A 12,927-nucleotide genomic window follows, 5' to 3' on the forward strand; every position below is an offset into this window, starting at 1 on the left:
TGGACACACCTCCCCTCTCTACAACTGCAATGTGTGTGTTAATATAATGTTGTATTGTGAATCCATTCACAGACAATAAAAAAGAACAATTATAGGGGGAACAAATGATGAAAATTACACCAAAAGTTTTACTTGCTTCAATCTTAGCAGGAGCGCTTTTAACTGCTTGCGGAAATACAGACACAGAACCAAAAAAAGAAGATAATAAAGCTGAGGATAAAGCTGATGTAGTAACAACTGCTTCTATCGTTAACGAAGCAGATGCATTAGTTAATGGATTAAGTGAAAACGGTACTTGGATTGTTGCAACACTTCAAGATTTAACAGTTGACAGCGATATCGTAGTTGCAGGTGAATTCCACGATAAAGGTGATGCTGCAAATCCACTTTATCGTAAACTTGGTCTTTATACACAAGATGAAGATCATAACATCATTGATTCTTTCACTTTAACTGCTCCTAAAATGACAGTACAAAGTGAAAACTTCAAAATTCAAGGTGGTACATTTGTTGGTGATGTTTATGTAGAAGCTAACGGATTTACTGTAGACGCAACTGCAAAAGTTGATGGTAATGTATACTACAAGAGCGATGAATTCAAAGCATCTGCTGTAATTGATGGAGAAGTAACTGGTGAACAAGAAGTACAATAATAGCCTATAAACCTAGCTGAAACTCAGCTAGGTTTTTTTATTTTATTTTTTCATCCTTCTTCCTCTCCTCCTACAAAAAAATCTTCCCATATTATTCTCTATTTAAAGAAAACTTCCATCATTGGGAGGTTTCCCTTATCCCTATCTGATGATTAGTGTCCCTTATGGGCGAGTTTCAACGTCTAAGCCTAGCCTCCTCTATTTTCTACAGCTTGAGGCAGGAATCTTCCTGCCCGTTAAGAATAGGATAAATTCACAAAATTTCTCCTAACTTATTTAACACAAATAGATTGACAATTTTCTAATTTAGGAATATCTTTTATATAAAAGTTGCATTAGAGAAACTTTTTAAACCAAAGTAAAATCAGGTGAGAAAAATGGGAAGAAACCAATCAATAGAAGGTACCCCTTCTAGATCAGCAAAAAGTATTTTAAATGGGGAAGTTAAAGGTCTAAAAAGAATCCTTCCCTTTTTAGGTCCAGCATTCATTGCAGCGATTGCATACATTGATCCAGGAAATTTCGCAACGAATATTGCTGCTGGATCAAAATACGGCTATTTATTATTATGGGTAATTCTATTTTCCAATATTATGGCATTAGTCATTCAATCATTATCAGCAAAATTAGGAATTGCTACAGGCAAAAACTTAGCTGAAGTAGCTAGAGAAGAATTTCCAAAACCAGTTTCTATCGGTTTGTGGATACAAGGCGAACTTGTTATTATGGCAACAGATTTAGCAGAATTTATTGGGGCTGCACTTGGTATCTACCTCCTTTTTGGCATTCCTCTATTGGAGGCTAGTCTAATTGCAGCTGTCGGGTCTTTTGCTATTCTTGAATTACAAAGACGAGGCTATCGATCCCTAGAAGCGGGAATTACCGGCATGTTATTCATTGTTGTCCTTTCATTTATCGTACAAATGTTCTTTGCGAAGCCGGATGTTCCATCTTTACTTCACGGATTATTTACCCCTCAATTTGATGGAATGGATAGTGTTATTTTAGCAGCAGGAATCCTTGGCGCAACTGTTATGCCCCATGCTATTTACTTACATTCTGCATTAACACAAAAAAGAATTGTTGGGGAAACAGATAAAGAGAAAAAGCAAATTTTCCGCTTTGAATTTATCGATATTCTCATTGCCATGTTGATTGCAGGTTTTATTAACGGAGCGATGTTGATCGTTTCTAGTGCATTATTTCATAAGAATGGATTATTTGTGGAAGATTTAGATATAGCTTTTAACTATTTCGGACAATTAGTTAGCCCCCTTTCAGCCATTCTATTTGGATTGGGATTATTAATAGCCGGATTATCTAGCTCATCTGTTGGTACAATGTCCGGTGATGTGATTATGCAAGGGTTTATCCATTTTCGTATTCCATTATATGTTAGAAGAATTATTACAATGGTACCACCAATTGCTATCATAGCACTCGGAATTAATCCAACGACCGCACTTGTCGCAAGTCAAGTAATCTTATCGTTTGGAATTGGTTTTGCTCTTATTCCACTAATAATGTTTACTAGTTCAAAACGTATCATGGGAAATCTAGTTAACACGAAATGGATTACGGTTATTTCATGGATAATGGCTATTTTAATTGTCGCATTAAACCTCTTTATTCTTGTTCAAACATTTCAGTAATGACATAGAAAATATTTTAAAAACTATTTTTATAAAGTTTGATGCAAGTAACTCGTAGCATGTGTAGTAATTGCCGCTATCGAAAACATTTTTCCAGAAAAAAACAAAGAAAAGACGGGAGACTCAAGAGTAACGGGTTCGGTTTTGAAGTACAAAATTTAAATTAACAATAAAAAAAACGTACCGATTAACACATTTTTCAACCGATAATTATCAGTTAAATTAGCATTAAAAATCGCCAAAAGAGGGATGGAAACCATCCCTCTTTTAATGTTATTTATGCTCTTTTCTTACTTCGCCAAAATACTATTGTGAGTATAAGAAGTAGAATTGGTATAAACCCAATTAGCCTCAATCCGTTTTCTGCACCAAGAAAGTAATAAGCGACTGGTAGGAACGTTACAGAACTGATAAGCATTGATACCCAAGACCGCTTTACTAATCCAATTAGTAATGTAATTATTGAAACCCCGAAGGAGACCTGCCAAAGAAAAACAATCCAATTGAATGTATCCAACACTCCTCACCCCTTTATGTAGTATTTAACAATGGCTCTGGTCCGTTCTGACAACAGCCAATCGACTTTTTCAACATTCTTGTTTTTCGGTTTAATAAAGTTCATCCTTGTTTCACCTCTATATTTGACTCAATTTTAGCAATTATTTTGGGATACATTTTAGCATACTTTTCGAATGTATGACATTAGCTATTGTCTTCCTGTTAATTAGTATGCTAATTTATGTGCTATTTTATACGTCAATTGCGATTAAACCCTTTTAAATCAACAAAAATAAAAGGTTCAAATCATATGCGATTTGAACCTAAAATTGATATGCTATTTAAGTTTTTGTACTCTTCATCCGAACCCGTTAACTCAAGAGTCGCCTGTCTTTTTTCTTCACCAAGAACTATTTCTTCTTAATTGCTCCACACGCAATTCTTTCCCCAGAATCGCCTGCTGGTTGAGTCATTCCATCATCTTGTTGTTCAGTAATAACAATAGACGTCCCATCCTTTGTAAACAATGATGTTTTTCCATCTCTAAGAGTTACCTGTGGTGCCATTAGCTCAGCTTTTACTGTTCCATCTTCCTTTACTAGGATATTGGGCAAATCACCAGCATGGGCACCTTCTGGGTGAAGTAAACCATGTTCTTTATTATCTGGATTGAAGTGATTACCTGCAGATTGGAAATCAGGAGCATCACATTTATTCGTCTCATGTATATGAATACCATGGATCCCTGGAGTTAAACCTTTTAAATTTAAAGATAATTTTACTCCCTTAGACTGTTCTTGTAGCTCAATTGTTCCTAAAGAGTCTCCAACATCATTAAACATTTCTACCTCTAATTTCGTCACTTCACCTTCCGCACAGCCGGTTAGGAAAAGGGTTATAAATGCCAATAAACTCAGTTTTTTCATCTTTTTTCCTCCATGGACGGTTTGGTATTATTATTTGAAAAAGCCTTCATTATTATACAGCTCTTCTCGTTTATCATATACAGTCTATTTGTGATACTATAAAAGGAAATAATACTTGGAGGGATTTGATTGTCAGAACTATCTATCGGTTCTATTGTAACCGCCTTTTATAAAACAGGAAAATACATCGGAGAAATTACGGAAATCCGTCCTCAGAGTTATTTAGTACGAGTTCTTGCAGTCTTAAAGCATCCGATGCAAGGTGATTTGCATCAGCCGAAAGAGGCAATGGTTGAAATATTCCATGAAAGAAAAGCTCTTTCTTATCGGGAACAGATGAATGCTCCAAAGAAAATGGTCAAACTGTATAAAGAGGATTCAATCCCTTCTTATAATGAATCATTACAAGTTGCCTTAGAAAAAATGCGCCAAGAACTCCAAGCAGACGAGTCTGCATTCGCTATTCAAAGTATGAAAAATTTAGACATACTAAATACGGAATACTATAAGCTACCTTAAAATGCATGTGAACAAAGGCTATTTTCTAAAAGATTGTTGTTTTTTCAACAGGAGAAAAGAATTAGTTGGAAAATAGAGCAGTCGGAATACACGTAGACTGCTGTGGGATTAGCGAGACATTCTACGACCCCGGAGGCGAAGCGCGAGCCCAATGGAAAGCGAAGTGTATTCCGGCTGCGGGTAATAGCAACAAACTTTACGAAAATAGCCTAAACAGAAAAGACGAAGATTGACCTCTTCGTCTTTTTAGGCAAACTTATTCAGTAATTTGGACATATCAATTAAATCTCCAATAGTTGGTTGATTTGATTTGCCCATATATTTCTTGTCTTGTTCAACTAGTCTAAAAATATGATAGGTGGTTAAAGCATCATCTAGTGCCCGGTGATGTTTTCCAGTTCCTTCTCTTCCGTACTCCCTAACCGCTTTCCATAAACCAGTTTGGTTTTTATCACCGAAAAAACGCTTATATTCCATCGATAAATCCACTTCTTTACATGACACGATAAAGGGAAGCTGTGCCTTTTGACAATTGTCCTTAAGCACTTTCATATCCATGTTTCCCCATGTAACAATGATATTTTGGTATCCTCCGCAAATTGTTTCAAGCTTTTTCATTAAATCATACAAAGATATCCCGTTATTGACTTGTTCTTGTGAAATATGTAGAAAAGATTTGCATCTCCTTGAAAGTGTTGAAAACTTACGGGGTACAACGTAAGACGAAAACTGTTCCCTTATTGAATCACCTACAACAGCGACAATACCTACTTCAATAATTTCTGGATAAAACCCCTTAAACTTACTACTTTTCTCCGGCATGGTGAATTCAAAGTCAATAAATAAATGTTGCTTTTCCATTCTTTCACCTTCTTTTTCATCAATATTTCACATGATCGCGTGTTCAATTTGTTCTTTCTTTTCAAAAATAATTCCAAACTATGTTTCTTCACACAAGCTGGTTTCCCTTATTTATCTATCTATATTATAACAGAATATCACTTAACCTTTTTAATTTTCTGTATTTTTTCACTGTGTTTTTTGGAGAGAAAAAAGCTTTGTTTTTATCACATAGTTAAGCAAAAACATTTCTCTTCCTGCACATATTTTTATCTCACCGGTAAAACATAAAAAAGAGACAAATCCTTATGTAAGGCTGTCCCTCTTTTTCAAACCATTATTCTACTGCCATTTTCCGGATATATTCTCTTGGCTCAAATGGAATCATTGTTTCTTCGAGAATAAGAGAGTCGTCTTCTTCTATTAATAGGAGCTCCGTTAATGAATAAAACTCCCTTTTTTGAAAATCATTCAAGAAGATTCCTACTAAAAGACAAAGAGAAAATATACAAATAGACATCCATATCTTTGCTTTCATATGCATGTTTATAACCACCTCATCATTAGTTTGAGCAAAAAGGTGGTTATTTTACACCAAAAACCAAAAAAAATTTTCCCGTTTTTTGACCGGTTTCTTCCTATTTAATAGCAAAGTTTATCGCCCAATATATTTCATGTTTCCTCTGTGCACAGTCATTTTTTTTGCGTTATACTTTAATATGTTCATTCATTATCAAGCGACTTTTTCAGATTAATTAAGGAGGGTTTAATTTGTCTATTCTTCATTGGGCTGTACTTGCGCCTTTTATATACACCCTATTGATTCCTATCACATACAAACTTTTGAAAAGGGTACATACAGGATGGTTCGTACTTCCACTTCCAATTCTACTATTTGTTTATTTTTCCAGTAATATTGGGACAACCTCCAGTTTACAGGCAAAAATAGCATCAATCCCTTGGATCCCATCATTAGGAATTGATTTCGCAGTAAAATTAGACGGTCTTGGGATGCTTTTCTCCTTATTAATAGCTGGAATCGGTTCACTTGTTATTTTATATTCCATCTATTACTTAGATAAAGATAAAGAAAAGCTTAATCAATTCTACGTGTATCTTCTCTTTTTCATGGGAGCTATGCTTGGAGTCGTATTATGCGATAATTTGATTGTTTTATATATGTTTTGGGAAATTACAAGTATCTCTTCGTTTCTTTTAATAGGCTTTTGGAATAACCGAAGTAACTCTCGATATGGAGCAATTAAATCGATGGTTATTACTGTATTTGGTGGTCTTTCCTTATTAGCTGGAATTGTACTCCTATATTTAATGACAGGGTCATTCAATATTTCAGAAATTATTACTTCTGTTCAACAAAACTCTATTATCTTTCATCCTTTATTTATGTTAGGGATGATTTGTATCTTACTAGGAGCATTTACAAAATCTGCTCAATTCCCATTCCATATTTGGTTGCCGGATGCGATGGAAGCTCCAACTCCAGTCAGCAGCTATTTGCATTCAGCTACGATGGTTAAGGCGGGAATTTATCTTATTGCCCGTTTAAGTCCTGTTTTTGCAGTATCTGGTTATTGGCTTTGGATTGTATCACTTGTCGGGATTATTACCCTATTGTACGGATCATTTCTTGCCGTAAAACAAGTAGACCTAAAAGGACTTCTTGCATACTCAACAATCAGTCAGCTCGGAATGATTATGTCTTTACTAGGGATTGGTGCTGCAGGTGTTCATTATGACAATGAAAGTATTTATTATATCGCAACAGCTGCGGCAGTCTTTCATCTTGTCAATCATGCAACCTTTAAAGGTAGTTTATTTATGATGGCTGGGATTGTTGACCACGAAACAGGTACAAGAGATATTCGTCGTTTGGGCGGCCTTATGAAAATTATGCCGATCACATTTGCTATTGCATTGATTGGTTCGCTATCAATGGCTGGTATCCCACCATTGAACGGATTCCTTAGTAAGGAAATGTTCTTTGCGAGCATGTTGAATATTCGTGATTTCAATATGTTTAACTTAGATACTTGGGGAGTTCTATTACCAATCATCGCTTGGGTTGGTAGTATCTTTACATTCGTATATAGTATGATTCTTGTATTTAAGACTTTTACCGGAAAATATCAACCAGAAAAATTATCTACTAAGCCACATGAAGCACCAATGGGAATGTTAATTTCACCAATTATATTAGTATCTCTTGTTGTGATTTTCGGGTTATTTCCCGGGGTATTATCTAATACTATTCTATCCCCTGCCATTACATCTATTTATGGTGGAGGCGTTTATGATTTGCATATCTATCATTGGCATGGATTCCAACCAGAATTATTTATGACAATTGGCGTTATCGTTTTTGGAACAATCCTTTATTTATCAGTGACGAAATGGTCTGTTATTTATCAAGCTATTCCTGTTGTTTGGAATCGGATATATGATTGGTTATTTGGAGAAACAGAAAATACATTTAACAAACTGACGAATAAATATATGACTGGTTCCCTTCGAACCTATTTGATTTATATCTTTTCTTTCTTTATTCTAATCCTTTCTTATACCTTATTTGCAAAGGATGGATTTAAAATAGACACTTCCCTACTAGCACCAATTGGAGGATATGAAGCTGTTCTATCGCTTGTTCTTGTTATTTCGACTATAGCGATATTGTTCTCTAAATCACGTTTGACCTCTATTATTCTTTTAGGTGCAGTCGGTTATACCGTTTCTTTATTCTATGTAGTATTTCGAGCACCTGACCTTGCGTTAACTCAATTGGTCATTGAAACAGTTTCTGTCGCTTTATTTTTACTATGTTTTTATCATTTACCTAGAAACGCAAGGAAAAAGGAAAGTATTCCTTTCAAAATATCAAATGCAGTAATTTCTGTGCTAGTAGGGCTGGTTGTAATGCTGATTGCCATTGCCTCTTATAGCACAAAATTATTCGATTCCATTTCTCCATATTATGTGGATAATACCTATATTAAAGCGGCAGGAGAAAATATGGTCAATGTTATCTTAGTTGATTTCAGAGGATTTGATACTCTCTTTGAAATTACAGTACTAGCTATTGCTGCAATTGGTATTTATTCGATGATAACCTTAAGAATGGGCGGAAAGAAAAATGAAAATAAATAATTTAGTTTTACAAACGATTACTAAAGTCATTGTCTTTTTAATACTCCTATACTCTGTTGATCTCTTTTTTGCTGGACATTATACACCAGGTGGAGGATTTATCGGTGGATTAATGGCAAGTGGAGCGATTGTTTTATTACTTATTGCTTACGATTTAAAATTTGTGAAGAAAATCTTCCCTGTAAATTTTATTTACGTTACCGCAATAGGACTGTTAATAAGCTTTTTAACAGGAATGATTGCTGTACTTTCTAACAAACCATTTTTAACCCATTTTTTTAATAAACATGTGCACCTACCTTTATTAGGAGAAACGTCTCTTCATACTGCTGCATTATTTGACTTGGGTGTTTTCTTAGTAGTAGTTGGCGTTACAATGACCATTATTCAAACGATTGGAGAGGATGACTAATGGAATTTTTAATGGCATTCATCATCGGCATTCTATTTATGTGTGCAACGTATTTAATTCTTTCTAAGAGTCTTTTACGAATTATTATTGGAACAGGACTCTTGAGCCACGGGGTTCATTTATTATTATTAACGATGGGCGGATTAAAAAAAGGTGCTGCCCCTCTCTTAGGACAGCATGCAGAAAGGTATACTGACCCATTACCCCAGGCATTAATATTAACTGCCATTGTTATTAGCTTTGGTGTTACATCTTTCTTGTTAGTGCTCGCATACAGAACTTATCAGGAATTAGGAACGGATAATATGGAGAAATTGAGAGGGAAAAAGTATGATTAATCTAATTCTATTTCCAATTTTAATTCCTTTATTTATGGGAATTATCTTGATTTTCTTTCATAAGAAAATCATTTTACAACGTATTTTTTCCTTATTGAGTACTAGTACTTCTATTATTGTTGCACTAGTAATGATTGATAAAATTAAAAATGCAGGAATTCAAACAGTTAATTTAAGTAATTGGGATGCACCGTTTGGGATAACGATTGTATCAGATATGGTATCTGCGCTTCTTGTGTTAACAACAAACGTTATCGCATTCTGCTGTATCCTCTATTCTTTTAAAGGAATCGACAGAGCAAGAGAAAATTACTTTTATTACTCCATGATTCAATTTCTTTTAGTTGGTGTTATTGGTGCGTTTTCTACAGGGGATATTTTTAACCTGTTTGTTTTCTTTGAAGTGATGTTAATGGCTTCCTATGTACTACTTGTTCTTGGAAATACCAAAATACAGTTAAGAGAAACGGTAAAGTATATTGTTGTAAATGTTGTCGCTTCAGCACTCTTTGTTATTGCAGTTGCTTATCTTTATTCTGTTGTTGGTACTTTAAATATGGCGTTTATTTCAGAGAGAATTAGTGAAGTAGGTGGTACTGGCATATTAACCGTTATTGCGGTCTTGTTTTTAATTGTTTTCGGACTAAAAGGCGCGATTTTCCCATTATTCTTCTGGCTTCCAGGATCTTATAACGCCGCACCAATACCGATACTAGCATTATTTGGAGCTTTATTAACGAAGGTTGGCGTTTATTCAATTGCTAGAACATATTCTTTATTCTTTTACGAGGATTCATATGTCTTTACGTTATTAGGCACTCTTGCTCTTATTACGATCATTTTAGGGGCTATCGGTTCCATAGCTTATAATGATGTAAAGAAAATAATTATCTATAATATTGTTACGGCGATTGGTGTTATCTTATTTGGATTCTCGACATTTAATACAGCTTCACTAACTGGAGCGATTTTTTATCTGATACACGACATGATTATTAAAGGAGCTCTATTCTTATTAATCGGAATCATAATTTATATTACCGGAACTAGTAATTTAAAATCTATGAGTGGATTAATAAAGAGATATCCTCTACTTGCTTGGACATTCTTTATTGCAGCACTTGGGCTAGCGGGAATTCCGCCATTAAGTGGATTTATCGGTAAATTACTCATTATCCAAGGGGCTTTTGAAGAAAGTAATTATATTGGTGGCTTTCTTATTGTTCTATCTAGTCTCCTCGTATTACTTTCTGTTATCAAGATTTTTGTTAAAGCATTTTGGGGAGATGAATCAGATAATGTTACGAAAAAGCCTATAAAGACACTTTTATTCCCTGGCTGTATACTAGTTCTTCTTTCCTTCCTTATAGGCATTGGAGTAGAGATGCTTTTACCATATATTTCTCTAGCCGCTGAGAGCCTGTTGCAACCGGAAAACTACATACATGCCGTATTAAAGGAGTGATGACAATGGCTTTTCAATTATTATTAAATTTCTTAATCAGTTTTGTTTGGATGTTTCTGAAAGGTTCCTTCGCTCCAGACACATTTCTAATCGGGTTTATTATCGGATTAATGCTCATTTATATTACAAGAAGATTTTTCACCGATAAGTTTTATTTATATCGAGTTGTTTCCATTATAAAACTTTTAGGTATTTTTCTAAGAGAACTAGTACTTTCCAATATTGCAGTGTTAAAAATTATACTTCGACCAAGGCTAAGAGTGACACCCGGAATTTTCGCCCTAGAAACAGCTTTAACAAAGAATTGGGAAATAACGATCCTTTGTAACCTTATTACCCTCACACCTGGAACGCTTGTTGTGGATATATCTGAGGACAATAAAATTCTCTATATTCATGCGATGGACATTCGTGATAAAGAGGCTACAATCAGCAGTATCAAAAATAGCTTTGAAAAAGCGATCCAAGAGGTGAGTCTTTAATGTTCCAAACGATCATGCATATATCTTTACTTATCATTTCTATTTCGACTATTTTATTCATTTATCGAGTTGTAAAGGGACCATCCACCCCTGATAGAGTGGTTGCACTTGATGCAATCGGAATTAATCTTGTTGCTATTACTGCTATTTTATCAGTAGTATTAAAAACTTCGGCCTTTTTGGAAGTTATTCTTCTTATTAGTATTTTAGCCTTTATTGGTACGGTGGCTTTTTCTAAGTACCTGGAGAGAGGAGTAATTATCGACAATGACCGAGACAATCATTAATATTATTATAGCGATTCTTATTCTCTTAGGAGCCTTATTAAGTCTAATTGCAAGCATTGGAGTATTGAGGCTACCAGATGTGTATACAAGAAGTCATGCAGCATCGAAATCAGCGACGCTGGGAGTAATGTTTATTCTCCTTGGTGCCTGTCTGTATTTTTTCCAATTAGAACAAATTTTTAATTCTCGTTTAATTCTTGCGATTGCTTTTATTTTCTTAACATCTCCCGTAGCTGGGCAACTTATTATTCGCTCTGCTTATAATAGTGAAGTACCAATGGCAGAGGAAACGATAAGAGATGATTTAAAACAGGCAAAAGATGCAGCAGAAAGAAGCAAATAAGCCATGATTTGCCTAATCAACCATTGTTTCGGTGGGTTTAGCTTGTACAAAATAGTGAATAATAAGGACGTCCTTCTATTGGACCAAAACATCATAGGAGAATAACATATGAAGAATATTCGTGAAGGATTAATTCCCACCGTCCTAGGAACAGCCGTTACAACTGCTGGTATCGTAATGAAGCAAAATCGGAAAATTGATTCCATGATTTCCAATACTGTTTTCGGTTTCGGACTAGCGCATGTTGTCTTAGGAGCAATTGACTTAGTCGAACATCGCAATAAATTTTAAGAAAAGCGAAAGCGCGTTGAATAATCGATCCCATTTTAAAGACTTGAAATCAAAGGCAAATTTGCCCTTTAAGTGATTTCAAGTCTTTATTTTCGCGCTAATCATATTCTCCCTCTATAGAGAATATGATGGAAGAAGTTAGAATTTTATGTACGAAAGGAATGGCTACTATGTACCAAGCTCTTTATTATCATCGCAATACTACTACTTCAGCAGCATTCCATCCATATCTTCATTACCCAATTTATTTTCGAGAATTTCCCGAGGTAAATCCTGCTAAACTTATGGATTCTGCTAAGGATACATTAACACTTTTACCCGACTTGGAAGCATGTTTAAATCAATTAGTTAATTCCCCTGACTTTTCTAAAAACTTAATGAGTGCCGCCCAATTATCGAAAACAGCAACAGTTGAACAATTAATTAAATCAATTGGTATAAAAGAAATTCCGAAGATATCTTATAATCCAGATGGAATAACGTTAAATTTTGACCATAAAAATAAGCCCCCACATTGCTGCTATTTGTCTGTTCAATTAAGATGGCGCTAAACCCTCTTTTCATGAATAATAGATTATTTCAGACTGTACATAAGTTCAGCCTGAAATAATCTAAACGAAACGCTATTTATTTTTTAAATTTTTTCTCAATACTCGTTATTACTTTCTCTTAGGAAGCTCGTTGATTTTACCTCTATCAAGTAGGATCTTCATTTATGGTAAAAGCTACATATAACCACGATATTTTAGTAATAAGGATAAGGTCCGTATGGTACTGGGCCATATGGGACTGGACAATATGGCACCGGGCAATAAAACGGTCTAGGTCTAACTAAAGCTCCGCCTAATAAACCGCCTAATAAACCGCCCACAAATGGTGCTACAAACCAAGCTCTGGAATCTTGCTGCGGATATTGATAAGGATATCCATGCATCATTCACAATTACCTCCACTCTCTTTTTAGACTTATTTCTCTCTCTCTATTTTCTATGCGAATGTCCTCTTTTTGGACTGGGCTATCGCCTGTTAATCCTAAATTTCCAAATAGGACAAAGCCAT

The 12,927-nt window shown here is 34.9% G+C and carries 17 protein-coding genes; 12 read left to right on the top strand and 5 right to left on the bottom strand.

From position 1 onward, the window contains the following. Positions 1-104: 104 nt before the first annotated feature. Both NKG37_RS00435 and NKG37_RS00440 read left to right on the top strand, forming a co-directional pair. Positions 105-653: a polymer-forming cytoskeletal protein gene (locus NKG37_RS00435; RefSeq protein WP_224427632.1), complete on the top strand. Its 549-nt coding sequence runs from the start codon at positions 105-107 to the stop codon at positions 651-653. A gap of 377 nt (positions 654-1,030) precedes the next feature. Next, positions 1,031-2,305, top strand: a complete 1,275-nt coding sequence (locus NKG37_RS00440; protein WP_254415617.1) for an Nramp family divalent metal transporter — start codon at positions 1,031-1,033, stop codon at positions 2,303-2,305. Between the two features lie 277 nt (positions 2,306-2,582). On the opposite strand, the gene NKG37_RS00445 is transcribed toward NKG37_RS00440, so the two are convergent. Continuing rightward, complete coding sequence (locus NKG37_RS00445) at positions 2,583-2,822, bottom strand: hypothetical protein (RefSeq protein ID WP_169189011.1); 240 nt, start codon at positions 2,820-2,822, stop codon at positions 2,583-2,585. Between the two features lie 391 nt (positions 2,823-3,213). Further along, entirely contained in the window at positions 3,214-3,729 is a 516-nt protein-coding gene (locus tag NKG37_RS00450; RefSeq protein WP_016202382.1) for a superoxide dismutase family protein, read from the bottom strand. 129 nt (positions 3,730-3,858) lie between these two features. On the opposite strand from NKG37_RS00450, the gene NKG37_RS00455 reads away from it, so the two are divergent. Then, positions 3,859-4,248 (top strand): kinase-associated lipoprotein KapB, encoded by a 390-nt coding sequence (locus NKG37_RS00455; protein ID WP_016202383.1) that lies wholly within the window; start codon positions 3,859-3,861, stop codon positions 4,246-4,248. A gap of 246 nt (positions 4,249-4,494) precedes the next feature. On the opposite strand, the gene kapD is transcribed toward NKG37_RS00455, so the two are convergent. Both kapD and NKG37_RS00465 read right to left on the bottom strand, forming a co-directional pair. After that, entirely contained in the window at positions 4,495-5,109 is a 615-nt protein-coding gene (gene kapD / locus NKG37_RS00460) for a 3'-5' exonuclease KapD (RefSeq protein WP_101729204.1), read from the bottom strand. Between the two features lie 316 nt (positions 5,110-5,425). Further along, complete coding sequence (locus NKG37_RS00465; protein WP_101729205.1) at positions 5,426-5,632, bottom strand: hypothetical protein; 207 nt, start codon at positions 5,630-5,632, stop codon at positions 5,426-5,428. Between the two features lie 227 nt (positions 5,633-5,859). Here NKG37_RS00465 and NKG37_RS00470 point away from each other — a divergent pair, with 227 nt between their 5' ends. The 9 genes from NKG37_RS00470 (at position 5,860) to NKG37_RS00510 (ending at position 12,419) form a co-directional block, all read left to right on the top strand. Then, positions 5,860-8,250 (top strand): Na+/H+ antiporter subunit A, encoded by a 2,391-nt coding sequence (locus NKG37_RS00470; RefSeq protein WP_254415618.1) that lies wholly within the window; start codon positions 5,860-5,862, stop codon positions 8,248-8,250. Beyond that, positions 8,237-8,662, top strand: coding sequence for a Na(+)/H(+) antiporter subunit B (locus NKG37_RS00475; protein ID WP_016202387.1), 426 nt, complete (start codon positions 8,237-8,239; stop codon positions 8,660-8,662). Before NKG37_RS00470 ends, NKG37_RS00475 begins: the two co-directional genes overlap by 14 nt. Further along, positions 8,662-9,000 (top strand): Na(+)/H(+) antiporter subunit C, encoded by a 339-nt coding sequence (locus tag NKG37_RS00480; protein WP_016202388.1) that lies wholly within the window; start codon positions 8,662-8,664, stop codon positions 8,998-9,000. Before NKG37_RS00475 ends, NKG37_RS00480 begins: the two co-directional genes overlap by 1 nt. Beyond that, complete coding sequence (locus NKG37_RS00485) at positions 8,993-10,465, top strand: Na+/H+ antiporter subunit D (protein WP_254415619.1); 1,473 nt, start codon at positions 8,993-8,995, stop codon at positions 10,463-10,465. Before NKG37_RS00480 ends, NKG37_RS00485 begins: the two co-directional genes overlap by 8 nt. Positions 10,466-10,470: 5 nt before the next feature. Next, positions 10,471-10,947 carry a Na+/H+ antiporter subunit E gene (locus NKG37_RS00490; RefSeq protein WP_016202390.1) on the top strand — a complete coding sequence of 159 codons (477 nt, stop codon included), beginning with the start codon at positions 10,471-10,473 and terminating at the stop codon, positions 10,945-10,947. After that, a complete protein-coding gene (locus NKG37_RS00495; RefSeq protein WP_016202391.1) occupies positions 10,947-11,234 on the top strand; it encodes a Na(+)/H(+) antiporter subunit F1 in 288 nt (95 codons plus the stop codon). Before NKG37_RS00490 ends, NKG37_RS00495 begins: the two co-directional genes overlap by 1 nt. Then, positions 11,215-11,577 (top strand): monovalent cation/H(+) antiporter subunit G, encoded by a 363-nt coding sequence (gene mnhG / locus NKG37_RS00500; protein WP_016202392.1) that lies wholly within the window; start codon positions 11,215-11,217, stop codon positions 11,575-11,577. The genes NKG37_RS00495 and mnhG overlap by 20 nt, the downstream gene beginning before the upstream one ends. Before the next feature lie 108 nt (positions 11,578-11,685). Then, positions 11,686-11,868 carry a hypothetical protein gene (locus NKG37_RS00505; RefSeq protein ID WP_016202393.1) on the top strand — a complete coding sequence of 61 codons (183 nt, stop codon included), beginning with the start codon at positions 11,686-11,688 and terminating at the stop codon, positions 11,866-11,868. 128 nt (positions 11,869-11,996) lie between these two features. Next, positions 11,997-12,419 (top strand): YuzC family spore coat inner layer protein, encoded by a 423-nt coding sequence (locus NKG37_RS00510; protein WP_254415620.1) that lies wholly within the window; start codon positions 11,997-11,999, stop codon positions 12,417-12,419. A gap of 194 nt (positions 12,420-12,613) precedes the next feature. Here NKG37_RS00510 and NKG37_RS00515 read toward each other — a convergent pair whose 3' ends face one another. Then, positions 12,614-12,805, bottom strand: coding sequence for a hypothetical protein (locus NKG37_RS00515; protein WP_254415621.1), 192 nt, complete (start codon positions 12,803-12,805; stop codon positions 12,614-12,616). Between the last annotated feature and the right edge of the window lie 122 nt (positions 12,806-12,927).

Source organism: Niallia sp. RD1, from assembly GCF_024219955.1.
GTDB lineage: Bacteria > Bacillota > Bacilli > Bacillales > Cytobacillaceae > Niallia > Niallia alba.